This is a genomic window from Streptomyces klenkii (assembly GCF_003626645.1).
In the GTDB taxonomy this organism is placed as follows: Bacteria; Actinomycetota; Actinomycetes; order Streptomycetales; family Streptomycetaceae; genus Streptomyces; species Streptomyces klenkii.
The window spans coordinates 27,759-53,519 of sequence record NZ_RBAM01000020.1 but is presented as its reverse complement, the minus strand read 5'-3'; the positions used below and the strand labels follow the sequence as shown (position 1 = coordinate 53,519).

The 25,761-nt window shown below is 72.8% G+C and carries 20 protein-coding genes and 1 tRNA gene; 8 read left to right on the top strand and 13 right to left on the bottom strand.

The genetic code is table 11. The features are described from left to right. The 4 genes from D7231_RS30885 to D7231_RS30870 form a co-directional block, all read right to left on the bottom strand. Positions 1–912 carry a TauD/TfdA dioxygenase family protein gene (locus D7231_RS30885; protein WP_120758936.1) on the bottom strand — a complete coding sequence of 304 codons (912 nt, stop codon included), beginning with the start codon at positions 910–912 and terminating at the stop codon, positions 1–3. Between the two features lie 43 nt (positions 913–955). Continuing rightward, positions 956–1,948 (bottom strand): L-tyrosine/L-tryptophan isonitrile synthase family protein, encoded by a 993-nt coding sequence (locus D7231_RS30880; RefSeq protein ID WP_242000008.1) that lies wholly within the window; start codon positions 1,946–1,948, stop codon positions 956–958. A 179-nt stretch (positions 1,949–2,127) separates the two neighbouring features. After that, entirely contained in the window at positions 2,128–5,169 is a 3,042-nt protein-coding gene (locus tag D7231_RS30875; RefSeq protein WP_158673844.1) for an AfsR/SARP family transcriptional regulator, read from the bottom strand. Positions 5,170–5,277: 108 nt separating this feature from the next. Then, on the bottom strand, positions 5,278–6,345 hold the full coding sequence (locus D7231_RS30870; protein ID WP_120758931.1) for a chitinase: 1,068 nt from the start codon (positions 6,343–6,345) through the stop codon (positions 5,278–5,280). A gap of 219 nt (positions 6,346–6,564) precedes the next feature. Here D7231_RS30870 and D7231_RS30865 point away from each other — a divergent pair, with 219 nt between their 5' ends. Next, entirely contained in the window at positions 6,565–7,341 is a 777-nt protein-coding gene (locus tag D7231_RS30865) for a Rieske 2Fe-2S domain-containing protein (protein ID WP_147449820.1), read from the top strand. On the opposite strand, the gene D7231_RS30860 is transcribed toward D7231_RS30865, so the two are convergent. The 4 genes from D7231_RS30860 to D7231_RS30845 form a co-directional block, all read right to left on the bottom strand. After that, positions 7,260–8,324, bottom strand: a complete 1,065-nt coding sequence (locus tag D7231_RS30860; protein WP_120758926.1) for a terpene synthase family protein — start codon at positions 8,322–8,324, stop codon at positions 7,260–7,262. The two genes, D7231_RS30865 and D7231_RS30860, sit on opposite strands and share 82 nt — an antisense overlap. An 11-nt stretch (positions 8,325–8,335) precedes the next feature. After that, complete coding sequence (locus D7231_RS30855; protein WP_120758924.1) at positions 8,336–9,049, bottom strand: (2Fe-2S)-binding protein; 714 nt, start codon at positions 9,047–9,049, stop codon at positions 8,336–8,338. A gap of 575 nt (positions 9,050–9,624) precedes the next feature. Further along, positions 9,625–10,722: a calcium:cation antiporter gene (locus tag D7231_RS30850; protein WP_120758922.1), complete on the bottom strand. Its 1,098-nt coding sequence runs from the start codon at positions 10,720–10,722 to the stop codon at positions 9,625–9,627. A 250-nt stretch (positions 10,723–10,972) separates the two neighbouring features. Beyond that, positions 10,973–11,045, bottom strand: a tRNA-Ala gene (locus tag D7231_RS30845). A gap of 348 nt (positions 11,046–11,393) precedes the next feature. Between D7231_RS30845 and D7231_RS30835 the strand changes: the two genes are divergently transcribed. Beyond that, a complete protein-coding gene (locus D7231_RS30835; protein WP_120758917.1) occupies positions 11,394–12,515 on the top strand; it encodes a PP2C family protein-serine/threonine phosphatase in 1,122 nt (373 codons plus the stop codon). A 64-nt stretch (positions 12,516–12,579) separates the two neighbouring features. Here D7231_RS30835 and D7231_RS30830 read toward each other — a convergent pair whose 3' ends face one another. After that, entirely contained in the window at positions 12,580–13,881 is a 1,302-nt protein-coding gene (locus tag D7231_RS30830; protein WP_242000007.1) for an MFS transporter, read from the bottom strand. Positions 13,882–13,983: 102 nt separating this feature from the next. Between D7231_RS30830 and D7231_RS30825 the strand changes: the two genes are divergently transcribed. Both D7231_RS30825 and D7231_RS30820 read left to right on the top strand, forming a co-directional pair. Beyond that, complete coding sequence (locus D7231_RS30825; RefSeq protein WP_120758977.1) at positions 13,984–14,892, top strand: LysR family transcriptional regulator; 909 nt, start codon at positions 13,984–13,986, stop codon at positions 14,890–14,892. 104 nt (positions 14,893–14,996) lie between these two features. Further along, positions 14,997–15,680, top strand: a complete 684-nt coding sequence (locus D7231_RS30820; RefSeq protein WP_120758912.1) for a lipoprotein — start codon at positions 14,997–14,999, stop codon at positions 15,678–15,680. Between the two features lie 51 nt (positions 15,681–15,731). On the opposite strand, the gene D7231_RS30815 is transcribed toward D7231_RS30820, so the two are convergent. Then, positions 15,732–16,865: a permease gene (locus tag D7231_RS30815; protein ID WP_120758910.1), complete on the bottom strand. Its 1,134-nt coding sequence runs from the start codon at positions 16,863–16,865 to the stop codon at positions 15,732–15,734. A 408-nt stretch (positions 16,866–17,273) separates the two neighbouring features. Between D7231_RS30815 and D7231_RS30810 the strand changes: the two genes are divergently transcribed. Continuing rightward, the gene (locus tag D7231_RS30810) at positions 17,274–18,497 is read left to right on the top strand and encodes a beta-ketoacyl-[acyl-carrier-protein] synthase family protein (protein WP_120758908.1); all 1,224 of its coding nucleotides are present in this window, start codon (positions 17,274–17,276) and stop codon (positions 18,495–18,497) included. Between the two features lie 52 nt (positions 18,498–18,549). On the opposite strand, the gene D7231_RS30805 is transcribed toward D7231_RS30810, so the two are convergent. Further along, a complete protein-coding gene (locus D7231_RS30805) occupies positions 18,550–20,562 on the bottom strand; it encodes a glycosyltransferase family 2 protein (RefSeq protein WP_147449819.1) in 2,013 nt (670 codons plus the stop codon). 162 nt (positions 20,563–20,724) lie between these two features. Here D7231_RS30805 and D7231_RS30800 point away from each other — a divergent pair, with 162 nt between their 5' ends. Continuing rightward, a complete protein-coding gene (locus tag D7231_RS30800; RefSeq protein ID WP_120758906.1) occupies positions 20,725–21,699 on the top strand; it encodes an alpha/beta fold hydrolase in 975 nt (324 codons plus the stop codon). Positions 21,700–21,740: 41 nt separating this feature from the next. Then, a complete protein-coding gene (locus D7231_RS38585) occupies positions 21,741–21,818 on the top strand; it encodes a 50S ribosomal protein bL37 (RefSeq protein ID WP_391475994.1) in 78 nt (25 codons plus the stop codon). A gap of 10 nt (positions 21,819–21,828) precedes the next feature. Here the strand turns inward: D7231_RS38585 and D7231_RS30795 are convergent, their stop codons facing one another. Beyond that, positions 21,829–23,022 (bottom strand): saccharopine dehydrogenase family protein, encoded by a 1,194-nt coding sequence (locus D7231_RS30795; RefSeq protein WP_120758905.1) that lies wholly within the window; start codon positions 23,020–23,022, stop codon positions 21,829–21,831. A 304-nt stretch (positions 23,023–23,326) separates the two neighbouring features. Here D7231_RS30795 and D7231_RS30790 point away from each other — a divergent pair, with 304 nt between their 5' ends. Beyond that, entirely contained in the window at positions 23,327–23,917 is a 591-nt protein-coding gene (locus D7231_RS30790; protein WP_147449818.1) for a hypothetical protein, read from the top strand. 82 nt (positions 23,918–23,999) lie between these two features. Here the strand turns inward: D7231_RS30790 and D7231_RS30785 are convergent, their stop codons facing one another. Beyond that, positions 24,000–25,610: a TROVE domain-containing protein gene (locus tag D7231_RS30785; protein WP_120758903.1), complete on the bottom strand. Its 1,611-nt coding sequence runs from the start codon at positions 25,608–25,610 to the stop codon at positions 24,000–24,002. Positions 25,611–25,761 lie beyond the last annotated feature (151 nt).

Here is a 25,761-nt window from a genome sequence, read left to right as displayed (position 1 = left end):
TCATCGGACCAGCCCCGGGTTGTCGAGCGGCGGCGTGCCGAGCACCTGGACGCGGCGCAGGTGGCGCGGGGCGCCGCTGGTGAAGGCGTTGCGGCCGTGCAGCAGCGTGTAGTTGTCGGTGACGACCAGGTCGCCGGTCTGCCAGGCGTGGGCGTAGAGGTGCGCGGGGTCGTACAGCGCGGCGCGCAGGCTGCGGTGCACCTCGGCGATCTCGTCGTCGGGCAGGCCGGTGAAGCGCAGGTCGGGGTGGTTGACGAAGCCGGCGTCGCCGGCGGCGGTGGGCTCGTTGTAGCGGATGACGGGCGCGCCGTGGACGGGGTGGGCGGTCACGACCGGCGAGACGGTGACGCTGTCGTAGAACTCCATCGCGCGCTGGTACGTGCCGGTGACCTGCGACCACCGGGCGACGGTCGCGGGGTCGGTGCGTTCCAGGACGGCGGTCGTATGGGAGAACGTGGTCTCGCCGCCGTTGCCCTCGCCGGGGGCGTGCACGCACTGGAAGACCTGGAACTCGGGGATCTGCTCGCGGTACATGCCGTCCCAGTGCATGGGCATGTAGCTGGAGTCGAAGATGTGGTCCTCGGGCTGTTCCTTCTCGACGAGTTCGAGCACGGTCCCGAAGGGCCAGACGCTCGGCTCGCCCCAGCGCTCGCAGTAGGCGGAGAGCGCGTCCGGGCCGTCGAAGACGCCGAAGCCGCGGAGCAGCACGACGTGGTGCGCGCGGACGAGGGAGCGCAGCGGTGCGACGGGGATGTGTTCGACGCGCAGGCCGGGCTCCGTGGCCCGTATCGCCAGTCCGAAGGGGGTGATCGGGGCGACGTCGTAGCGGAGGTCGGTGAGGATGCCGGTGGCTGCGTCTGCCGGGGTGCGGTCTGCTGGTGCGGGATCCGCTTGTACGGGGTTTGCGGTCATGGGTGCCTCTCTCGGGGTGGGGGGACGGCGGTTCGCCGGGCGTTCAGGCGCAGGCCCGGTCCCAGGGGCCGCCGCCGTGGGACGCGGCGGCCTGGTGCAGGACGTAGTGGCTGGGGCGCCCGCCTGCGAAGACGAGTTCGGCGCCGGCCTCTTCGGCTTCGGCGCGCTTCATGAGCGTGAAGCGGCCTCCGGCCTCGACCGCGACGCTGTGCCAGGGCGTCAGCCAGGTGTCCGGGGTGTCGGCGAGGAGGATGCCGATCTTGTCCGTGCCGCAGGGCTGCGGGTGGATCGACAGGCGGATCGCCGTGGGGAAGAGCCGGTCCAGGAGGTTGCCCCAGGCCCGGCTGCGCTGGATGACGCGGTAGGCGAGGTCGCGGCACCTGCGCTGGAGGGCGGAGCGGGTGCCGGTCCAGGCGGGGCCGGACAGGTCCTCCAGCATGAAGCGGGTGATGCCGCGGTACATGGCGAGCGGTGCGCCTCCGGCGCGCACTTCCTCGCGCAGCTCCTCCAGCGCGGGGGCGTGGCCGGCGGAGAGCATGGTGCGCATGTCCTCGTGGCCGGCGCCGGTGTAGACGTCGTCCAGGCTGAACTGTTCGAGCCGGTCGGCGCCGATCCTGGTGATCATGGCGTCGAGGGCCTGTGCGTAGGCCGTGACGTTGTCGTCGCTCACGCCCAGCAGGTCGTTGAAGACCCGGCCGTCGGAGCAGATGAGGATGGCCGCTCCGGGCGCGTAGACCTCGCTGATGCGCTCGCACAGCTCGTTGAGGAACCGCAGGGCGAGCTCCTCGGCCAGGTCGGGCAGGGGGCCGAGGACCTTGGCCGGGTTCGGGGACTTCGTGGGGAAGGCCGGCAGGACGAATTCGATCCGCCGGCCGTCCCTCATGGCGCTGTGCACCGCGTCGAGGTGGTGCCGGACGCAGCGCAGGCAGACGCGTCCGGCGCATCCGCCGTCGCGCATTCTGCGCTGGTGGGACAGGACCTCTCGGATGACTTCTACTGCGGCCAGGTCGATATCGGGTGCGGCCTGTTCGGTCACCGCGCCTCCCTTCGTGGACTGGGCACCACGGTGCGTGGGGGACGCATGAGAAGCGCATGAGAAGCGCACAAGGGAGGACGCGCGCGCCGTGCTGAGCCCTCTTGTACGGGGCTCAGCCTTATACGGGGCTCAGCTCCCGGGCAGTTGCCGGCGGGGCTCCGCTCAAGGGGTCGCGCAGGTCACCGGTCAGTGAGACCGGCGGACCGCGCCGCGGCGTCGAGCTCCTGCCGGGCCCGCTCCGCCCACGACGGCATCCGCAGGCTGCGGAAGCCGTTCAGTGCCGTCGTGAGGTGGCTCACGGCGGTGTCGCGGTCGCCCAGCGCGGCGTGCGCGCTGCCGAGCCAGAGGGCGGTGAGCGCCTCGCCCCGCCGTTCGCCGAGCTCGGTGAAGATCGCCGCGGCCTGGCCGAGCGGGGCGAGGGCCCACGCGGCCCGGCCGGGCCCGCCGGGTTCGGCGTGCATGCGGCCGAGGGCCAGCAGGGCGTACGCCTCGCCGGGCCGGTGCCGCAGGGACCGGTACTCGGCCAGGGCCCGGTGCAGGTGGCGGGCGGCGCGTTCGGTGCGGCCGCGGCCGATCTCGGCCCAGGCCAGGAGCTGGAGAACGTCGGCGAGAGCGAGCGGGTGGCCGAGGCGCTCGGCCGTGGCCACGGCCGGTTCGAGCGCGGCGACGGCCTCGGCCTCGCGCCCCTGGGACGAGAGGGTGAAGCCGAGGCTGCGCAGGGCCATGACGTGGCCGTGCTTGTCGCCCAGCCGGTTCATGGCGGCGGCCGCGGACACGGCGTCCTCGTGGGCGAGCTGGGCCATGCCCCGGTCGGCGATCGCGAAGCTGCGGTGGATGCGCAGGCGCGCGGCGTGGTGTTCCTCGCCGAGCGCGTCGAGTTGCGCGATGGCGCCGGCGTAGCGGGTCAGGGCGTCGTCCACCCGCCCGCGGACGGCGCAGGCCCGGGCGAGGGAGCCCTGGGCGACCGCGACGGCGACGGGGTCGCCGTCGGCCGTGGCGCGGTCGAGTGCGGCGCGGGCGACGTGCTCCCACTCGTCCCACCAGTTGCGCAGGTGGCAGACGTCTTCAAGGGCGGCGGCGAGTCCGGCCGTCTGCGGGCCGTAGCCTGCGCTCGCGGCGAAGCCGACCGCGGTGACCAGGCCGGTGCGCTCGCTCTCCAGCCATCCGACGAGGTCGCCCGCCGCGCCGGGCGCGTGCCCGCCGGTGCCTCTTCGGATGAGCTGGTCGCCCGCCGCGCGGGCGCGGGTGAGCCAGCCGTCCAGGACGCGGGCGACCGCGGCCCGGCGCCATGACTCCGGCTCGTCGGCGAGGGCGCGCTCGGCGGCGTAGGCGTGCAGCAGGTCGTGCATGCGGTAGCGCGGCTGCCGCTGCCCGTTCAGTGACTCGATCTGCTCGATCTGTACGAGGTTGGCGTCGATGAGCGCGTCGGTGGCGCGGTCCGCGGCGCGTTCGTGGCCCGCCGCACCGTCGTCGCCCGTGCCGGCGTCCGCCGGGTCGAGCAGGGCGGCGGAGAGGGCCCAGCAGGGGAACTCCGGCGCGGGGAGCAGCCCGATGGCCCGGAAGGCGCGGGCGGCGTCGGGGGCCAGGCCGTGGTAGCTGGCGGCGACGCACGTGCGGACGGCGAGGTCGCCGACGGTGAGCTCCGCGAGCACCCCGCGCTCGTCGGCCAGCCGGTCGGCCAGGCGGCGGACCTGCCAGTCGGGGCGTCCGGCGAGCCGTGCCGCGGCGACCCGCAGCGCCAGGGGCAGCCCGGCGCAGGCGGCCAGGATCCGCCCGGTCGCCTCGGGCTCCGCCGCGAGCCGCTGCGGGCCGACGATGCGCCGCAGCAGGTCCTGCGACTCCTCGTCGTCGAAGGGGGCGACGTCGATGAGGTGCGCGTCCGTGAGGCCGGCGAGCCGCGTCCTGCTGGTGACGAGGGCGGCGCTGCCCGGGGTGCCGGGGAGCAGCATCCGGATCTGGGCCTCGTCGCGCGCGTCGTCGAGGAGGACGAGCACTTTGCGGTCGGCGATCAGCGAGCGGTAGAGCGCGGCCCGCTCCTCGGTCGCCTCGGGGATGGAGGAGCCGGGGACGCCGAGGCTGAGCAGCAGGTTGGCGAGGATCGCGCCGGGCGTGCGCTGGGGGCCGCGCGTGCCGTCCAGGTGGACGAACAGCCGGCCGTCGGGGAAGTCGTTGCGGAGGTGGTGGGCGAGCCGGGTGGCCAGGGCGGTCTTGCCGACGCCGGGGAGCCCGGTGAGGATCGCGACGGGCACGGCGCAGGGCGTGGTGCTGCCGGGCCGGCCGGCGGCGGGCCCGATCAGGGCGGCGACGCGCTCCAGCAGGGGGCCGCGGCCGACGAAGTCGGAGTCGTCGGAGGGCACTTGGACCGTGGGCTGCCAGGCGTCGGCGGGCCGTGCGGGCTGTGCGGCGGCGGGCGGCGCGCCCAGCTCCGGGTCCCTGGTGAGGATCGCGTGGTGCAGGCGGCGCAGTGCGTCGCCGGGGTCGATGCCGAGTTCGTCGCGGAGGGCCGTGCGGGCGAGGGCGTAGGACTGGAGGGCGTCGCCGGGCTGGTGGCTGCGGTACTGCGCGGTCATCAGCTTGGCCCACAGCGATTCGCGCAGCGGGTAGCGGGCGGTCTCCGCGCGGAGCGGGCCGACCAGTTCGCGGGGCTCGCCGAGGGCGAGGCGGGCCTCGGCGTGGTCCTCGAAGGCCGTCAGCCGCGCCTCTTCCAGGCGGGCGACCTCGCCGAGCAGGGCGTCGTGGTGCGCCACGCCTTCGAACGGGCTGCCGCGCCACAGCGCGAGCGCCTCCTCCAGGGCGTCGGCCGCGGCCCGGTGCTCGCCGGCGGCCAGGGCGGTGCGGCCGCGCGCGGCGAGGAGCTCGAAGCGGTGCAGGTCGGCCTCGCCGGGAAACACCCGCAAGCGGTAACCACCGTTTCCTTGGCTGAGCCGGTCGTCACCGGATCCCGGTCCGGCGGCGGGGCTGAGGACCTTGCGCAGGACGGCGGCGTAGCTGCGGATGTTGGCCTGCGCGGAGGCCGGCGGCGCCTCGCCCCAGACGGCGTCGCACAGCCGCTCGCCGGAGACGGCGGTGTTGGCGTTGACGAGCAGCATGGCGAGCAGGGTCCGCTGCTTGGGCCCTCCGAGCGGGAGGACCCGGCCGTCCGCGACGGCCGCGAGCGGCCCCAGCACCTTGAACTCGACACGCGTGTGCACCACCCGCATGACCGCCCTTCCGCTGTACAAGATTCGAACATCGGCGAATCCGACAACCATAGGCGTCATGCGGGGTTGGCTCTTCCGCTTACCGTTCCGGTCCGGCACGGAGCTCGCGCGCCCGGCGCCGGGCGGGGTTCATCGCCCTTGCAGTGCCTTCGCGTTGTCGCCGAAGCTCCACCCCTTCGAGCCGTCCCAGTTGACCGACCAGGTCATGAGGCCCTTCAGCGCGCCGCGGTACGCGTTCCACGCCTGCGCGACCAGAGCCGGCGTCATGTGGCCGCCCCCGGCGCCGGGCTGGGCCGGCAGTCCCGGAACCTGCTTGTCGTAGGGGACCTTGATGGTCGTGCCCTGGACGACGAGGCCCTTGTCGAGGCAGTCCGTCTGGGCGGTGAAGCCCTGCACCGTCCCCGCGGAGTACGAGTCGCCGGAGCAGCCGTACATGTTCCCGTTGTAGTACTGCATGTTCAGCCACCAGAGCCGGCCGTTGTCGGCGTACTTCTTCACGACCGGCAGGTACGCGCCCCAGATCGAGCCGTACGTCACGCTGCCGCCGGTGACGTACGCCGTCTCCGGTGCCATCGTCAGGCCGAAGCCCGCGGGCATCCGCGCGAGCACGCCGTCGATGATGCGGATGAGGTTGGCCTGCGAGGCCGAGAGCGTGGTGATGCTGCCGCTGCCGGTGAGGCCGGTCTCGATGTCGATGTCGATGCCGTCGAAGTTGTACGCCTTGAGGATCGGCACGACGGTCTCCACGAACCGGTCGGCGACCGCGCCGGAGCCGAGGTCGATGCCGGCCGCCGCGCCGCCGATCGACATCAGGATCGTGGCCCCCGCGGCCTTGGCGCGGCACATCTCGGCCGGGGTCGCGACCTTCACCGTCGCGTCCATGCCGTCCTCCCACAGCACCGTGCCGTCCGGGTGGATGACCGGGAACGCCATATTGATCACGTTGTAGCCGTGCTGGCCTATCCGGGAGTCGGTGACCGGCACCCAGCCGAAGGGCGGGTGCACGCCGTTCGCCGCGCCGTCCCAGTTCTCCCAGTAGCCCTGGAGCACCTTGCCCGCGGGTCTCGGCCGGACGGGACAGGTGTCGTCGGCGGGCGCGCCCGCCGCTTGCGCCCGGACGCCCTGCGGCGCCTGCCCGAGGAAGGCGAGCGCCACGAGCAGGCCGGCTCCCAGCCATCGCGCCATCCGACCGGTCATGCCCGACCACCCCCTCGACGAGGACGACGTGACGACGTCCGGAAGACGACGCTCGCCACACGACGCTCGAAAGGTGTCGAACGCTAGAACCGCTCCCCCCGGACGTCAATAGGTCTGGACCAAGCCGGGGGCAACCGGAGTCACCGTCCGCCGGGTGTGCTTCCGTGCACCCCCGGAGGCGCTGATCCGTCCGCCGGGCGGAGCGGACAGCATGGTGGGGTGACGACGCCGACACCGCCGTACCCCCGGGGCTGGTTCTGCATCGGATTCTCGCGGGAGTGGAAGGCCGGCAGCGTCGGCACCCGCCGGTTCATGGGCGGCGACGCCGTCGTCTACCGCACCCGGCGCGGGGTGCTCCGGGTCATCCGGCCCTACTGCCCCCACCTGGGGGCCCACCTCGGCGCCGGCGGCACCGTCGACGGCGAGTACCTGGTGTGCCCCTTCCACAGGTTCGCCTTCGCCCCGGACGGCACGTGCGCGAGGACCCCGTACGGGACGCCCCCCAAGGCGTCGCTCACCCTGCTGCCTTCCCGGGAGGCGTACGGCATCGTCTGGGCGTGGCACTCCCCCGACGGCGCCCCGCCGTCCCGGGAGCTGCCCGCCCTGCCCGGCCCCCTCGTCAGCCCCCGCGCGTTCCGCGTCACCGAAGAGGCGGGCCGCCCCCAGGACGTGACGGAGCGCGCCGTCGCCCGGATCCTGGCCCGCTCCGCCTCCCGGCATGTCGGCCTCCGGGTCCTCGGCCCCGGCGCCGCGCTCGTGGTGATCGAGCCGGTGCGGCGTCACCTGTGCGCGGCGCCGTGGGGCCTCGTCCTGTGGGTCCTCGCCACCCCCGTCTCCCCGGGCCGGGTCCGGCGGTGGACGGCCGGCAGCGCGGCGGTCGGGCCGGTGGCCCGGCTCCCCGCGGCGGCGCCCCCTCACCCCGCCGGGCAGAAGGACCCGGCCCGCAGCGGCCGCAGCGGCACCGGCTCGCCCACCCCCTCGGACCCGGGATCGTAGGCGATGACGGAGGTGATGTCGGGATCCAGCCGCACCCAGGCTCCCCGCAGCAGGTTCCCGCGGAAGCCGGCCCCGTTGTAGCGCGTCCCGCAGGCGTGCACGGCGAGGTTCCCCTGGAACAGCATCCTGAGCGCTTCCGCGTAGGCCGCCAGCCCCGGCTCCCTGGAGACCAGTTCACGTTCCATCGCCAGGTATTCCGCCTCGATGGCGCGGACCAGTGCGCACGCCTTGTAAACGGCCCCCTGGAGCGAAATGCCGTCCCGCCGCATCCAGAGGTTCAGAATTCCGGCGTCGGCGCAGCCCTTGGCCAGCTCCCTCCGGTACGAGTACACATCGTTGATGATCAGCACGTGTTCGACGGCCTTCACCTTGAGGGGCCGGAGCGTTTCCTCGTGGCCGGACACGTCGCAGCCGACCGCGTATTCGGCGATGGCGATGTTGGCCTCGTACCCCACGTCGCTCACCCGCCAGTCCAGGAATTCCCGGTCGGTCATGCGGTGCGTCTGGTGCGGGGTGCCGCCGCGGACCGCGCCGGAGTCGATCCAGTCCGCGAGCGCCGCGTTGATCCTGCTGCGGAACGTCCTCCCCAGGCCGTCCAGGAAGGGGTTGATGATGGCGGCCAGGGTCCTCTCGACGTCGGTCTGCGGCTTCTTCTGCTGGGCGATGACCCGTTTCAGGCCGGCCACCATCTCCCTCGCCCCGATTCCCGTCCAGCCCTCGTCGAGCATATCGTCGATCAGATACGTGATCATCACGTATTTCGCCGCCGCCAGGATCCGCTCCATGTCGGCCGATTGCGGGGCCCACAGGCAGACGAGGCGGGCGGACTGATCCTGCCGGATCTTCGCCGCATAGGGTTTCAGGACGGGGTGCCCGGCGACGTACCCGGCCAGTTGCGTCTCCGCTTCCGCCGCCCCCGGATGGACGTGGATGGGCAGGCGGGTCCTGATCTGCGGGAAGTGGATGATCTCACGCAGTTCCATCTTCCCTCCGGTCAATCGGGCACCACCGCGTAGAACTGGCGGGCCCAGTGCCGGTAGGCACCGATCGGGCCGTCCTCACCGTTCAGCCGCGGATGGGGCAGATATGCCTTGTGGTGGAAAACCGGCCAGTCGGCGCGGGAGTCCTGAAAGGACCACCGGTTCATTCCGAAGGCCACCGCGCGTTCGAGAGCACGGCGGGATCCGGGGGGAATGCGGAGCAGCGGATCGAGCACCGCGCTGGCCGCGAGACAGTACCGGATGCGGCCCGGCCCCACGGGTGTGGCCAGCACCCACTGCGCGGCCCGCAGCCGGCAGCGCGGCACGTCGATCGTCATGAGCGCCGCGCCCAGCCCGAAGTAGCGGATGCCGATGTCCTGGACGGTGGAGAAGAACGGAAGGCTGCGCCCGACGCGGACCGTCAGGGAGTAGAACGGCCCGTCCCCCGCGGGCGCCGTCACGATGTCGAGGAAATCGACGCCGTGGAGTTCGACGACGTGCCTGTGGTCGATGAAGTTCTCCATCACGTCCTGCGGGTGGCCCGCCAGTTCGACCGCACAGAAGGTGCGGGGGCCCGCGAAGTCGCCGGAGAGCAGCGGGAGTTCCCACGAGGGCGGCGTACGGTCGTGGGAATGCCCTACCCAGACGATGCCGTGCGCTTCTCGCGTGGGCAGAGCTGACCGCAGCGCCCCGCCGTGGGTGCGCCGGATGAGCAGGTCGGTCCCCATGAAGCGGCACGTGCGGACGGTTCCCGGTTTCCACTGCCACGAGAATCCCGCACAAAACCATCCGCTCGGGTAAGGCAATGACTCCGGGAAGGCCTCGTCCGCCGCTTGCGCCCGGTAGGGAGAGGTATAGGTACGCGCCCGCATGTCACCCTCGCATGGTAGGAGTTGGTGCAGCAGAGGCCTTTGGCGAACGATAAGTGACAATCCACGCTGTCCTCCCGGTACGCGCACAGTGCCTGTACGCATGCTGGCGAACAGCGCGAAGTCCGCCAAGGCGCACAAGGCCGGCGCTAGAAGCACGCGCACCCCGTGGTGGTGCGCAGTAGCACGGGAGAATGGCCGATGCACCGGCTTTTGAGGCCACGGGTGGCCATTGGGAAAGCCGGCTGCGGAACGCAACCCTCACCCCGTTACCCGAAGGGTTTGACGCGACCACAGAATCGGTTTTGCGCCAGATTACCGGGGATGAGTACGACGTGTCCCCGGAACGATTGACGGTACGTCCTGTTTATCTGTGCGCCTCACGGTTCACCGGCCCGCGCAGGGGTGGTTCAGGGGGTGACTCAGGGGCCGGTTCAGGGGCTGACCGCCAGCACCACGTAGGCCGCCAGGAGCGAGAGGTGCAGCCCGCCCTGGAGCGGGGTGGCGCGCCCCGGGATCACCGTCAGGGTGCCGACGGCGACCGTGAGGGCGAGGAGCACCATGTGCGTGGCGCCGAGGCCGAGGACGAGCGGGCCCTCCAGCCAGACGGAGGCGACCGCGACCGCGGGAATGGTCAGGCCGATGCTGGCCATGGCCGAGCCGAGGCCGAGGTTGAGGCTGGTCTGGACGCGGTCGCGGCGGGCGGCGCGCAGCGCGGCGATGGTCTCGGGGAGGAGGACCAGCAGCGCGATGACGACGCCGACGACCGAGGCCGGCAGGCCGGCGGCGGCCACCGCGGACTCGATGGCCGGGGACACCCCCTTGGCGAGGCCGACCACCGAGATCAGGGCGACGCCGAGCAGGCCGAGGCTGGTCAGGGCGGTCCGGGCCGACGGCGGAGCGGCGTGGTCGCTGTCGATGACCTCGCCCTCGGCGGTCACCGGCAGGAAGTAGTCGCGGTGCCGCACGGTCTGCGTCGCGACGAAGAGGCCGTAGAGGATGAGCGAGGCGGCCGCGGCGAAGACGAGCTGGGCCGGGGTGAACCGCGGGCCGGGCGTGCTGGTGGTGAAGGTCGGCAGGGCCAGGCTCAGCCCGGCCAGGGTCGCGACGGTCCCGAAGGCGGCGCCGGTGCCCTCCGCGTTGAACACCGCGACCCGGCGCCTGAGCGCGCACACCAGCAGGGACAGGCCGACGATCCCGTTGCAGGTGATCATGACGGCGGCGAAGACCGTGTCGCGCGCCAGGGAGCTGCTCTTGTCGCCGCCGTCGGCCATGAGCGTCACGATGAGGGCCACCTCGATGATCGTCACCGCGACGGCGAGGACGAGGGAGCCGAACGGTTCGCCGACCCGGTGGGCGATCACCTCCGCGTGGTGCACGGCGGAGAGCACGGCCCCTGCCAGGCAGCAGCTCACCACGGCCACCGCCGCCGGGGACAGCGACCGCCCCCAGGTGAGGGCCAGCACGAGAGCGGCGAGCACCGGGACCAGGGCGGGCCAGCGCGCGGCAAGCAAGCGGAACCGACGGTTCATGGGGACAAGCTTCGCAGATCACCCGTCAGATGCCCGCTCACCGGGGGCGCGGCCTGTCCTCGCCGCCCCCGCCCAGACCGCGGCTGGTAGGGCTGGACGGGGGCGGCGTTCGGGTCTCACCCGAGATCTGCACCATCGGATGATCGGAGAAACACGCGTCACCCGGATGAGGCACGACAGAACAGGAACAAAGGGGCAGGTACGACGAAGGAGGGGCCGTCCGTAGCGGACGACCCCTCCCTCTCACGTGTGGAGCTAAGGAGAATTGAACTCCTGACCTCCTGCATGCCATGCAGGCGCTCTACCAACTGAGCTATAGCCCCGTGTTCAGATGTTTTGCTTGCCGCCCGGCTTCCCTGGCGACGCAGACAATATTACACGACGGCAGCAGCGCCATTGACGCCGTTTTCGCACCGTGCCGGTCCCCGCTCTCCCTTCTCGTGTACCCGGTGGTGCCGGCCGGCAGGCTCATCGTCAACTGCCTCGACGCGTACGGCGGCTTCATGTCCGTCCTGACCACGGTGACCGCCTTCGACGGCCGCTCGCGGACCACCCCGGCGGCCCGCGCGGAAGAACGGCTGCTCCGTAAGCGTGACAGCAGCGGGCAGCGGGGCCCGGGTCACCGATGTGGCAGGTGTGCGGGGAGGGCAGGGAGAAGGTAAGCAGGACCCATGCCCCTTCAGCGCAGGCGGTCCGGCTCCGGACGACGCCGGCGGCGCGCCGGCCGCCCGCTCGTCGCCGTGCCCCTGGGGCTGATCGCCCTGGTCGTGGTGGTCGACCTGCTGACACCCCCCGACATCCACCTGGGCCCGCTCCTGGTCGCCGCCCCGGCCATCACCGCGGCCATCGGCGGGCCCGCGCTCACCGGCGTCATCGGAGCCCTCGCGGTGATCGCCCAGATCGTGATCGGGATCTTCCACGGGGGCCTGACGACGCCGAACCACCAGGCCCAGATCGTCGCGCTGCTCCTCATCTCCGTCTTCCTCGTGGTCTTCCGCCACGCCCGGGCCCGGCACGAGCAGCAGCTGAGCCAGGCGCGCTGGGTGGCCGAGGTGGCCCAGCGGGTGCTGCTGCGGCCGATCCCGCCGCGGCTGGGCCCGCTGCGGATCGCCGCGCTCTACATCGCCGCCGAGGCCGAGGCCCGCATGGGCGGCGACCTGTACGCCGCGGCGCGGACCGAGCACGGCACCCGGGTCATGATCGGCGACGTGCGCGGCAAGGGCCTCCCGACGATCGGGGACGCCGCCTCCCTCCTCGGCGCCTTCCGCGCGGCGGCCCACCGCAATCCCCCCTTGGCCCGGCTGGTGGCCCACTTGCAGAACGCCACGTACTGGGACATGGCCGAGCTCCCGGAGGGCCCGGCGACGGGAGAGGGCTTCATCACCGCCGCGGTCCTCGACATCCCCGACCACCAGCCGGTGCTCCGGCTGATCAACTGCGGGCACCCGCCCCCGCTCGTCCTGAGCCGCGGCGAAGTCACCACCCTGACGGTCGCCGACCCCGCCCTGCCGCTCGGCCTCACCGGAGGCCTGACGGAGGAGGACTACGCGTCGGAGTCCTTCCCCTACCGCCCGGGCGACATCCTCCTCCTCTACACGGACGGCGTCATCGAGACCCGGGACTCCGGCGGGCGCTTCTACCCGCTGGCCGACCGGGTCGCCGACTGGCAGGAGACCGACCCGGACGGGCTCGTCCAGCACCTCCACCGCGACCTGCTCGCGTACGCGGGGGGATCGCTGGACGACGACGTGGCCGTCATGGCGATCGAGCGGCTGCCGCTGGAGCCGGCGTGAGAGCCGATGCGAGCCGGGCCCCGGCACTCACTGTTCCGGCTGCGGGCCGCGCGCCGCGCAGGGATCAAGCGGGCGTACGGTCCGCCTCCGCCCCGCGGTCGAGCGCGGCGAGCGCGCCGCAGGTCAGTGCCGCCAGTACCGCTCCCGCGGCGAGCAGTACGGGCATGCTCCACCAGCGGGACAGCAGGGCGAGGGCGTACGGCGTGAGCATGCCGAGGTAGGCCGCCGTCCAGAACAGGGACGTCACCATGGCCAGCCGCTCCGGCGGCGCGGCCGCGGCGGCCTCGGTCAGGCCGAAGGACAGGGCGAGGCCGTAGCCGGCGCCCAGGAGGGCCGCCGCGACCAGCGCGAGCCCCGGCCGGGCCGCCGCCGCGGCGGGCACGGCCAGCGCCAGCCCGGCCGCGATCACGCCGAGGCCGGCCACCCCGGTGGCCGTACGGTGCCGAGCGGCCAGCCGCCGGGCCAGGGGCTGCACGAGCAGACCGCTGCCGGGGACGACGGCGGTCGCGATGCCCGCATAGACGGTGCGCCAGCCGGCCAGACCGCCGTCCACGAGGCCGGGTAGGGTCGCGAAGCCGACGGCCGGGGCGGCGAAGACCCACGGCGCCAGGGGCAGCACGGCACGGCGGAAGCGGCGCCAGTCGGGGACGGCGGCACGGTCGGGGGCGTTGGAACCGGCCTCGGAGCGCGTCCGGTCCGCCCGGCGGCCCGTCTCCGGCGCGCCGTGCGCGACCGCCCAGGCGACCGCGGCCAGGACCACGTGCGGAACGTACGCCGTCGCCATCGGGTGCGGCAGCCACTGGGCGATCAGCGCGGCCACCAGCCCGCCCGAGGCGAATCCCGCCGAGACGAACAGCCCGGATCGCCGGGCCGCCGTCCCCGCTGCCGCGTCCGGTGCGTACGGCGGGCAGGACAGCTCCTTGACCCAGGCGCTGCCCGCCGCGAGGAGCGCGCCCGCGCTGAGGCCGGTCAGGAACCGGCCCGGCAGGAGCCATCCCGTGGCGGCCGAGCCCGCCATCAGCATGCAGGACGAGAGCAGGTTGACCGCCAGGGCGGCCAGCGCCACCGGGCGGCGCCCGCGCCGGTCGGCCAGCGGCCCGCCGAGCAGCAGGCCCGGGACCAGGCCCACGACGTACACCGCGAACAGGCCGGTGACCGTGGACTCGGACAGGCCGAGCTCGGACCGGTAGGCACTGAGCAGCGCGGAGAACTGGTTCGCGCTCCAGCCCGAGGCGGTCATCATCCAGCCGGTGCGCAGCCAGGGGCGGCCCGCGGCCGCAGCGACGTCGCGCGGCTCGACTGCCGGCGTGTTTATCAGCGTGTCTGTCGTCGTGTCTGTCGTCTTGCTTGTTGCAGAGGTACTCACGCCGTCCAGTCCTACGGGCCCCGGCCCGTGCCCCGCCGCCCGCATTCACGACTTGTGAACGGGCGTACGAACGGGGCGGCGGTCATGTCTATCGTGGCCGTCATGGATCTCCGCCTGCTGTCGTCCTTCCTGGCGGTGGTCGAGGAAGGACACTTCGGACGGGCCGCCGCCCGGCTCTTCCTCTCCCCGCCCGCCGTCACCCAGCACGTCCGGCGGCTGGAGACCGACCTCGGCACCCGTCTGCTCCACCGCACCCCCGTGTCGCCCACACCGGCCGGCGAACGGCTCGCCCGCCACGCCCGCACCCTCCTCGCCGCCGCCGACGCCGCGCTGGACGACGTGGCGGAAGCGGACCCGGCCCCGGCCTCCGCCGCGGGCAGGCCGCTGCGCGTCGGCATCATGGGCCACGGCTCGGCGGAGCTGACCCCGGCCTCGGTCAACGCCTTCCGCCGCGCCCGCCCGCACGTCGCCGTCGAGCTGCGGCAGCTCGACTTCACCGAACACGTCTCGGCACTCGTCGAGGACCGCGTCGACGTCGCGTTCGTCCGCCCCTCCCCGGATGACGACCGCATCACCTCCGACGTCCTCACCACCGAGCAGCGCATCGTGGTGGTCCCGGAGTCGTCCGCCCTCGCGGACGCCCGCGGCACCGGCGCCCGGCTCGCCGACATCGCCGACCTGCCGTTCTTCCGCGTCCCCGGCCGTACGCCGCGCTCCTTCACCGAGTACCTGTACTTCGGCTCCACGGCCCGGCGCCGCAGCACGGACTTCGCGCTGACGCCGCAGGAAGTGCTCACCGGGGTGGTCACCGGCCGTGCGGCCGGCTCCGGCCTGAAGTCCTTCGCCCGCTACTACGCGTGGCCCGGCGCGGTCTTCGTCCCCGTCCTGGACGCTCCCCGCGACAGCAGCTACTTGGCGGTCCGCACCGCGGACCGCAACCCCGAGGTCCAGATCTTCCGCGCCCTGACCCTGGCCCTGGCAAAGGAACTGGGCCCGAGAATCAGCGAGTAAGCGACCGCTGCCGGGGTCCCGGCTCGACTCGATAGCGGTTTGAGCGATCCGTACCCGTAGAGATAGCTTTTGCCTCGTTAGTTCGAATAGCGAGGAAAGACTTCATGCACGAGCTCACGTCGGGCGCGGTGGCCGCCGTCGTCTCGGTCGGCCTGCTCGCCGGCTGCTCCTCCGGCGCCAAGAAGGGCGGCGACGCCGCCGGGGAGAGCCCGGCCCCCGCCTCGGCCAAGGCTGCGAACGAGAGCGAGAAGTCTAAGGACAAGGCCGGCCCGTCGGAGAAGAAGGCCGAGTGGAAGGACGGCGGCCGGATCGGGGACGCCGGGGCGGTCTGCGAGTTCCCGGTGTCGTTCGAGGTGGCGAAGGCGTGGAAGCCCAAGGGGCTCGACGCCGAGGGCGCGAAGTTCCTCAGCAAGTGGCTGGGCCACCCGTCGTTCAAGGGCGCCTGCGAAATCGACGCGAAGCCGGCAGGCATGATCGGCTATATCCGCGTGTGGACGTCGGAGCGGACGGACATGTCGCCGCGTCAGGCGCTGGAGTCGTTCGTGGCCGAGGAGAAGAACGTCACCGGCAAGGAATTCAGCGACACCAAGGCCGGTGACCTTCCCGCCGCGGAGGTCGTCTACGAGCAGAAGAGCCCTCTCCTGGACGAGCCGAAGCAGGAACAGGCCTTCGCCGTGACGACGCCGAAGGGCGTGACCGTCGTCCACCTCGGCGGGCTCGACAGCAGCGAGCACAAGGAGATGCTGCCGGCCTACGAACTCGCCAAGAAGACCACAAAGCTCCCCTGACCGTGCTCCCCTGACCGGCCGGTCCTCGCGGCCGGTCCTCCCGGCCGGTCCTCAGCGCGGGCCGCCGCCCATCGCCCCCAGCATCGCCTTCCCTCCCGTGCGGAGGAAGCGCACGAGCAGCGCGGCGGCCAGGCCGAGGAAGGCGATGTTGAGCCAGGTCGTGTAGTTCCAGCTCACCCCCGCCTCGGGAATCGCCGCGTGCCCGCGCCCGGGCACCAGTCCCAGGCCGCCGAAGACGAATTCGACGGCGTACCCGGCGACGACCATGGCCACGTAGAAGGTCACCAGCAGAAAGAGCGCCGTCCTCGCGCCGTAGTACTTCCGGTAGATGTTCAGGATCGGCAGGATCAGCAGGTCGGCGAAGATGAACGCGACCACGCCGCCGAAGCTGATGCCGCCCTTCCACAGGACGACGGCCAGCGGCACGTTCCCGATGGAGCACACGAACGAGGCGATCGCCACCAGCGGGCCGACGAGCGGGCCCCACCATTTCACGAGCCCGGGGTCGTCGGTGAGGAAGAACGCCGACCAGAACGAGTCCGGGACCCAGGCGGCAATGGCACCGGCGATCAGCAGACCGGCCACGAGGTCGCGAAGGATCGCCGCCCACTCCATGACGAAGATGTGCGCCGTGGCCGTGAACCCCTCGCCGGAGAACAGCCGCCGCGCGAACGTCCCCTCACGCCGCACGGACATGTCCATGGCCGCGTGCCCCTCCATGGAACCGGCCACCCCGCGCCCGGCCTGCGCCCGGGCCTCACCCAGCAGGCGGGGCCGGAGAAAGAGCCTGAAAAGCACCGCCAAGGCGATGATCATGACGGGCCCGCCCACAAACTCCGCGAGCGTGAACTGCCACCCCATGAGCAGCGCCAGGATCACCCCCAGCTCCACCACCAGATTGGTGGAGGCAATCTCGAAGGCCATGGCCGCAGTGAAGTCCGCCCCCTTCCGGAACAGAGCCCGGGCCAACGCGACGGCCGCATAAGAACACGACGAAGAGGCCGCCCCCAGCCCCGCGGCACGCACCAGCGTACGGGGCCGGGCATCGCCGAGCAGGGCGACGACGGTCGCCTTGCGCACCACCGCCTGCACCACCGCGGACAGAACAAACCCCAGAACCAGAGCCCAGGCAATCTCCCAAGCCATAGCCCCGGCAATGGACAGCGCCCGCATCACCGCTTGCATCCGCCCGCCCCTTCCTCCAGCACACGACGCAGGGGCGATCTCACCTCCGCACGTCCCGTATACCTCCCGTAAACCGCATACGGGACGAGGAACGCCCGGATTCAGCACGCGCCTAGCTCCGGCAGCCGCCGAAGCCCTTGATCAGGACAGGTCCGTGCGGCCCAGCCACTTCGGCTTTACCGGCTCGCCCCGCCCACGGTCGATTCGACGATCAGTCCCCACGTGGCCATGCGTCCCCCTCTGACGTCATTGTTCTGATCTTACAGATTCCCGCTTCCGATTCGGTGGGCCGGATCAAGCGAAGCCACCGGCAATGTCCTGGCAGTGTCGTCTTTGTGCCGTACGGATCAGCTGCGCGGAACACCGCAGCGTCTTGTTGATTTCCTACTTGTGCATGGAGGGGCGAGGATGAGCAGCAACATTGAGGTGCTCGTGACGGGCGTCGGCGGGATCACCCCGCTCGGCGCCGACATCACGCAGTCGTGGAAGGGCATGGTCGCCGGTGAGTCCGGCGTGACGCGGCTCGGGGAGGAGTGGGCGGCGGCGGACCTGCCGGTGCGCGTGGCCGGTGCGCTTCCCGTGGATCCGCTGTCGCTGCTGGAGCGCGTGGAGGCCCGTAAGTGGGACCGGTGCGAGCAGCTCGCGATGATCGGCTCGCGTGAGGCGTGGCGGGACGCCGGGCGGCCGCAGGTGGAGCCCGAGCGGCTCGCCGTCGTCATCGGCACGGGTACCGGCGGCATCCTCACCACCCTCGGCCAGGACGACGTCTACGAGCGGTCGGGGCCGCGCCGGCTCTCCCCGTACGCCGTGCCCATGCTGATGCCGAACGGCCCGGCCGCCTGGGTGAGCATGGAGCTGGGCGCGCGGGGCGGCGCGAGGACGCCGGTGAGCGCGTGCGCCTCCGGGGCGGAGGCGATCGCGATGGGCCTCGACCTGATCCGGGCCGGGCGCGCCGACGTCGTGGTCGCGGGCGGCGCCGAGGCGTCGCTGCACCCGTTCTGCGTCGCCGCGTTCGCGCAGATGAAGGCCCTTTCCACGGACGACGGCGATCCGCGCGCGGTCTCCCGTCCCTTCGACGCGGCCCGCAGCGGCTTCGTCATGGCCGAGGGCGCGGGCGTGGTGGTCCTGGAGCGCGCGGAGTTCGCCCGGGCCCGGTCGGCCCGTACGTACGGGAAGCTGGCCGGCGCCGCCGTGTCCTCCAGCGCGCACCACATCACCGCCTCGGACGCGGAAGGCCAGGTGCACGCCATCCGGACGGCCCTGCGCGACGCGGGCCTGGGGCCTCAGGACGTCGACAACGTCCACGCGCACGCCACGTCCACGGAGTCCGGGGACCTGGCCGAGGCGCGGGCGATCGCGAGCGCGCTCGGCGGGCACGTGGCGGTCACGGCCACGAAGTCGATGACCGGGCACATGCTGGGCGCGTCGGGCGCGGTGGCCGCGGTCGCCGCCCTGCTCACACTCCGGGACGGCGTACTGCCCGCGACCCGCAACTTCGAGGAGCCGGGCCCGGGCATCGGCCTGGACGTGGTCCACGGCGAGAGCCGCGCCGGCGCCTGGTCGGCGGGGCTCGTGAACTCCTTCGGCTTCGGCGGGCACAACGTCAGCCTCGTGGTGACCCGCGAGGGTTAGCCGGCCCGGGGGCGGCGCCGCCCGGAAGCGCGGCCGTACGGCAGCGGGGCCCCTAACGCTTCGCCAGCCGTCTCCGTACCGCCTTCAGCAGTTCCACCCGGCCGACGCGCAGGGTCAGTACGTCGCGGCCCGGCAGGGGCTTTGCGTACCACGGGAGGCCCAGGCGCTGCCAGCGGGTGGGCTTCAGGGACGGCTGAGACGGTACGGGGACGGACCACTCCTTGCCCGCTACGGCGAGGCGGAGCGTCAGCTCCCGTTCGCCGGCCGTCGTGCAGGGGACCCGCACCGTGAACGTGCCGTCGGAGGAGGCCGGTTCGACCGGGGTGCGTTCTTCCGCGCCGTCCGGTCCTCCGGCTCGTATCGTCAGCGCGCCGCCGGGCCGGCTCGCCAGGGTGCAGCGGCCCTTCACGACGAGGGTGGCGGGGGCGTCGGCCGACCACGCCGCGCCGGTGACGCGCAGGTGCGGCGGTATGCGGTGGCGGGTCTCGCCCACGTCCAGGGTGAGGTTGCCGTAGGGCTTGGTGGTGTAGAGGGCGACGGCCGTGCCCGCGTCCGTGACGAGCGTGGTCGTCGCCGTGGTCACGGAGTCCGCGCGGCTGCTGCCGAGGCGGGCTTCCTTCACGATGCCCTGGGCGCCGACGGCGAGGGAGATGTCCCAGAGGCCGGGCGTCAGCGAGGCGAGGTCGACGGTCACGTCGTACCCGGCCATCTCGTACGCGTAGAGGCCGCCGTCCTCGTCGGCGCCGAGGCCCGGGGTCGGGGTGTGGTGGACCGGGAGGCGGCGCTCCGTGTCCGTGCCGCGCTTGCGGAGGATGAGCTCGGTGCTGACGTCGGTGACGTCGCGCGTGGATATGCGGTGGATGCGGGCGTGGCCCGCGAGGCGCAGGCCGGTGGCGTTGATGTCGGCGGAGTCGACGCGGTGCCGGGCGCGCAGCTCGGCGGTGATGTCGTAGCAGTCGTCGGGGATGTTGAGCGTGGAGTCGCGGAAGTAGGGGTAGAGGGCGTAGGCGCGGCCGCCGTCGACCTGGAGCTCCGGGCCCGTGGCGGCCGTGGCGGCGAGGGTGGTGATGCCGTAGCTGGCGGCGCCCCGGTCGAGCTCCCAGTGGACGAGAGTGAGGAGTTCGTCGAGGAGCCGGTGGCGGATGAGGTGGCACCGCAGGCGGACCACGGCGGGCAGGCGCTCGGCCAGTCCCTCGGTCCAGTGCAGGGCGACCAGGTCGGCCAGTTCGTACAGCAGCTTGTCCTGGACCTCGCGCTGCGGTTCGCGGCTCAGCTGGAGTACGGCGTCGCGCAGTTCGACCGCGTAGTGCCGGTGCATCAGAGTGTCGCGGCCGGGGCCGGCCGGGGTGTGCGCGGCGACGAGCTCGGTCATCTTCCTGAAGAGGCCGATGCGCATCCGCGCGCCGTGCTCCTGCGCGGTGATGTTGTTGCCGTCCTCGCGGGCGACCCAGTAGAGGCAGTCGTAGTCGGCGACGACGGAGATCGCGGCGGCTTCGAGGTAGGCGGTGGCGACGAACGGCTGGTCCTCGCCGATGGACAGGCCGGTGTCGAAGCGGAGCCGGAGCCGGTCGATCAGCTCGCGGCGGAACAGCTTCATCGGGTTGAGCGTCCAGTAGACCCTGGAGGCGAACACGTCCGTGCTGGGCTGGTTCCGCCGGAACATCGACCCGGGCGCGCGGCGGCCGCCCTCGCCCACGATCCGCCCGAGGACGACGTCGGAGCCGTTCTCGTCCGCCGCCGCGACCATGCGCTCCAGGGCCTCGGAGCCCAGGTGGTCGTCCGCGTCGAGGAAGAAGACGTAGCGCCCCGTCGCGCGGTCCAGGCCGAGGTTGCGCGGGCCCGCGGGCCCGCCGGAGTTCGGCTGGTGGATCACGTGCATCAGCGGCGCCCGCTCCGCCAGGCGGTCCAGCTCGTCCGCCGTGCCGTCCGTGGAGCCGTCGTCGACCGCGATCACCTCGATCCGGTCCGCCCCCAGGGACTGGCCGAGGACGGAGCCGACGCTGCGGGTCACGTACGGCATGGCGTCGAACGCGGCGATGATGACCGTGACTTCGGGCACAGGCACAGCACCAGGCTCCGCCCGCAGGCCCTGCGGACTCCACAGTTCCGCAGATTCCGCAGTCCGGAATGGATTTATCAGGGTAAAGCCGCCGCCGGAGTCACCTCACGCGTAACTTAGGTTAACCTAAGTTCCCCTTCGTCGAGGTTGAGGTCGAGGACGGTAACGATGCAGCGATCGCAGCACAGCCAGGGCACGCCCGGTACCGCACGGACCCGGGACGGCCGGGAGTTGTACTTCATGGAGCTCGCCGGTCCTGACGGCGGCGGCGCCCCCGTGACGGTGGTGTTCGAAGGCGGGCTGGCGTCGGTGCGGTCGTACTGGGCGCTCGTGCAGCGGGGCGTGGCGGGGGCGGCGCGGACGGTGGCCTACGACCGCAGCGGGCTCGGGCGGAGCGCTCCCGACCCGTCGGGGCAGCGCCGGCTCGCCCGGCTCGCCGGCGACTTGGGCGACCTGCTCGACCACCTCGGCCCGGGCCCGTACGTACTGGTCGGGCACAGCTGGGGCGGCCCGGTCGTACGGCTCGCCGCGGCGGCCCGGCCCGGGCGGATCGCCGGCCTGGTGCTGGTCGACCCCACGGACGAGGCCTGCGACCTGCTCTTCGACCGCTCCATCCGCCGTCTGGAGAAGGTCCGGTACGGGGCGGCCCTGCTGCTGGCGCGCCTGGGGCTGCTCGGCCTGCTCTTCCGTAAGGTGACCGCCGCCCTGCCGCCCGACGCCGCCGCCGACATGCGCGCGGAGGCGTTCACCGTCGCGACCATGCGCACGATGGGCGCCGAACAGGCCGACATCGCGGCCGACCTGCGCACCTTGCGCGACGACCCGCCGGTCCTCGGTGACATCCCCGTCACGGTCATCTCCGCGACCCTGCCCACCCCGGGCATGAGCGCGCAGGCCCGCGCGTCCATAAACGCGGCGCACGCCCACCGGGCCCGGCAGTCCCCTCGCGGGCGGCACGTCCTCGCGCGGCACGCGGACCACATGGTGCCGACGGCGGAACCCGGCATCGTCGTCGCCGAGGTCGAGCGGCTGCTGGATGCGGCTACGGCTGCGGAAACGGATACGACGGCCCTTTCGGCGGATACGGCGGCTCCTTCGAAGGAACCAGGCCCGCACGATCAGAACGGGCAGACCACCTCATAACGGGATAGATTTAGCGGAAGTCCACGAGAGGAGACACCCCCATGTCCTCCAAGCGACGCCGCAAGAAGAGGGCCCGCCGCGGCAAGGCCGCCAACCACGGCAAGCGCCCTCAGTGCTGAGGCCGGCGCGTCAGCCGCTGTAGCGGACCCGGAAGCGGATGCCCGCCGCCTCCAGCCGCCCGGTCAGCGCGTCCCCCATCGCCACGGCCGTCGTGACCTGCCCCGACGTCTCCGGCAGGTCGTCCAGGGCGAGGCACAGCGACGCCTCCGCCAGGATCTTCGCCGTCTCGCCGTAACCGGGGTCGCCGCCCGTGACCTCGGTGAACACGCGCCGCCCGCCCCCTTCGCCGACGGCCCGCACCTGGAACCAGGCGCGGGCCCGCTGCTCCGCGCCCGGCCCCCTGCCCGGCTCGTAGAGACGGGAGAGCCAGGACCTGACGGGGGCCACCTGCGCGGCCGCCGCCAGCGCGCCCAGGCCGGCCGTCCCGGCCAGGGCCACGGGCAGCCTCTTCACGGACGCGTAGTGCCGGTAGCGGAAGTCGGGGCCGTACCGCTCCAGCGCGGCGGCCGAGCGGCGTACGACCTGGGGGTCGAGCGTGGGCAGCGGCAGCGCCCACGTGCCCGTCTCCTTGCTGAACCGCGGCGCCCCCAGCGGAGCGCGCACCTGCCGCCCGGCGGGCGACGGCTCGTACCGGCTCCGCTCCCGCGCCGCCGCCTTCGCCTGGCGCTGCCGCGCGGCGATCAGCAGCGACGTGGCCAGCGTCCCGCCGGAGATAATGCCCGACGCCCGGACGAAGCCGTCGACCGTCAGCGGCACCCCTTCCGGCAACTGCCGTACGGTGAAGTACGCGAGGAGGTCGTGCGGGGCCGAGTCGAAGCCGCAGGCGTGCACGATCCGGGCGCCGCTCCTGCGGGCCTGCGCGTCGTGGCGCAGGTACGTGAGGTCGACGAACTCCGGCTCGCCGGTGAGGTCGGTGTAGTCGGTGCCGGCTTCCGCGCAGGCCGCCACCAGCTCCCGGCCGTAGCGGATGTACGGGCCGACGGTCGAGGCGACGACGTGCGCGGACTCGGCCAGTTCACGCATGGCGGCGGGGTCGGCCGCGTCCGCGGTGATGAGAGCCGGCTCGGCGGCCCGTACGGGGTCGAGCGCGGCCAGCCCCTCGCGGAGCTGCTCCAGCTTCGTCCGGCTGCGCCCGGCGAGCGCCCACCGGAACCCCTCCGGAGCGTGGGCCAGCAGGTATTCGGCCGTGAGCCGGCCGACGAACCCCGTGGCGCCGAAGAGCACGACGTCGTACGGGCGTTGCGGTCCGTTCCGCCGGTTCATGGAGCCTCCGGCTGCTGCGATCGAAGTCACCGGGCATGCGTCCCTTCTCGTGTCCGTCTCGCGTCCGTCCACCGTGGGGGCCCATTCTGCCGCCCGGTCAGCGCGCCGCACGCCCGGCGCCCCCGAACGCGCGGCGCCGCGTCCGCGCACGCGGCGGAGCCGTATGCCCATGCACGAACCGGTGGTGGGCAACGGTTCCGGTAGGTACGGAACGGCCGCCCGGCCCATGCTCATTGCCGACAGTGCGGTTCTGAGGCGAACCGTTCGCCTCCCCGAAATCACGCGCAGAAACGGCAGGACGACCATGCCAGTGCACCCGCTCCCGCTCGCCCGGCGGTCCGCGATCCTCGCGGCCGCAGCCGCCGCAACACTGGTGGCCCTGGCCCCCGGCACGGGCCGGGCCGACTCCCCCTCGCCGGCGGACTCCTCACCGGCCTCCTCCTCGCCGGCCTCATCCGCCTCAGCAGCACCGATCAAGAACGAGGGGAACGGCTGGTACCTCGACAGCGGCAGTGACACCTCCTCCGCGAAGCCGCCCGCGTACACCTCCAAGTACACGGGCGACCCGGCGTCGGCGCCCGGCAACCTCAAGTGGACCTACGACGCCTCCACCAAGCTCATCAAGAACGAGGCGCACGGCTGGTACCTCGGCAGCGGCGGCGACTCCGCCAAGGCCCCCGCGTACACGACGAAGTACACGGGCGACCCGGCCTCCGCTCCCCCGCAGCTCAAGTGGTCCTACGACGCCTCCACCAAGCTCGTCAAGAACGAGGGGAACGGCTGGTACCTGGGCAGCGGGGGCGACGACTACGGCAAGGCGCCCGCGTACACCACGAAGTACACCGGAAGCCCGGCGTCGGCACCGGCGCAGCTGAAGTGGTCGATATCGTCCTAGGGCTCCACGGGCGGGGTCCCCGGGCACTCCGGGACCCCGCCGCGACGGACGCGGACACGGCGGACGCGGATGCTGCCGCGGTTCAGCCCTCCCAGGGCCAGCGGGCGTCCCGGCCGCGTTCCAGCAGCGGCACAACGCTGAAGGCCGCGTCCGTGAGCCCACCGAAGGTGTGCCGGCCGGCCGACCCCGAGGGACCGTGGCCGGGCCGGTAGCCGGCGAGGTTCCAGGTGTAGACCGGGACGCGGTCCGGCACCTGCCCGGCCGGGTCTCCCGCGTGGTGGTACGAGGCCTGCTCGTCGGTGACGATCAGGACCCGGTCGTGGCCGCGGTAGTGCCGGCGCACGGCCTCGGTGGTGTCGGTGCCGCCGAGGCTCCCGAAGCGCTCCAGCACTTTGAGGACAGACTCGCCCCGGCCGTACGTCACGGGCGCGCTGGTGGTGCCGAACTCGACCAGGTCGGCGCCGGCCGCGCGCAGCGCCACGGCCGTGCCGAAGATCGCGGCGGCGTCGGCGCGGTTGAGCTGGGAACGGTCGGACAGCGGCGACCACATGGAGCCGGAGCGGTCGACCAGGATCAGGGTCCGGCCGGGCAGCGCGGGCACGTTCGCCAGGGAGTGGCCGAGGGCCTGCTCCAGGGGGTGGGCCCAGCGCAGCGACGGTGCGTGCTGGTACGCGGCCAGGTACCGGAAGGGGAACTGCCCGGACCGGGCGACCTCTTCCGGGTCGGCGATCCGCGCGGCCGCCTGCCGGGCGACCTCGTCGCTGACGCCGGCCTGGTCGAAGTTGCGCAGGTTGCGGACCAGGGCCATGGTCCCCATGGACGGAATGATCGCCTCCCAGGCCGCCGCGTCCATCGGGCCCTGGAGCCAGCCCGCCAGCGCCTCCCAGGTCATGCCCGCCTCGGCGAGCCGCTCGGCGCCGCCCGGTGCGCTGAGCAGGGCGCGGCGTTCGGCGACGGGCAGGGCCATCAGCGCGTGGTGCGCGGTGAGGGTGCGGTCGGAGGCGGGCGGGGCGGCGGTGTCGGGGTTGTGCCGGCGGTCCAGGGCGTACTGGAAGAGGCCGCCCTGCCAAGGCTTGTCCGGATCGGGCGTGGGGTGGACGAGGTTGAGGACGTCGCCGAAGCGGTAGCCCTTGGAGGCGGTGTCGTACTTCAGGAGGTTGCGGCCGGTGTAGAGGCGCCGCACGGCGTCGGCGATGCCGCGCTTGACCGGCTTGGGCACGTTCCGGCCGTGGGCGGAGGTCCAGTAGGCGAGCAGTTCGCCGGGCTCGTCCGCGCGGCGCAGCACGGAGTCGACGACCTGACGGTTCGTGGGGCCGTCGGTGGCGCCGGCGTCGAGCCGGGCCTTGACGTACTCGGCGGCGCCGACGAGGGAGGCGGTACGCATCCGGCCGTCGCCGCGCAGCCAGCGCAGGAGGCCGGCGGTCCATGCGGCGTCCTCGACGGCGAGCTTGCGCACGAGCGCGGCGAACCGGTCATCACGGCCGGCGGCGCTCTCGTGATACGTCTGCTGGGAGACGAAGTTGGCGACGGCGAGCAGGAACAGCTCGGACCGCTCGTCCCGCGCGTAGCCCTTGCCGCCGAGGTGCGTACGGGTGCGCCCGGTCGTGGTCACGGGCGAGGCGGGCCGGGCCGCCCCGGGCTTGAGCTCAGGCTTGAGTTCAGGCTTGGGCGTACGGGTGTTGAAGCGTGCCATGTGAATTCCCCCGAATTCATCCGGGGAAGCACGGCGGGGGCGTCCGAGGTCGGAGGTCGGCGACGGTACGTATTACAGCTGCTCTGCCGAACTGAGCTACACCAGCCCGAAGCTGGGACGGGATTCGAACCCGCGACCGGCTGTCCCGGAA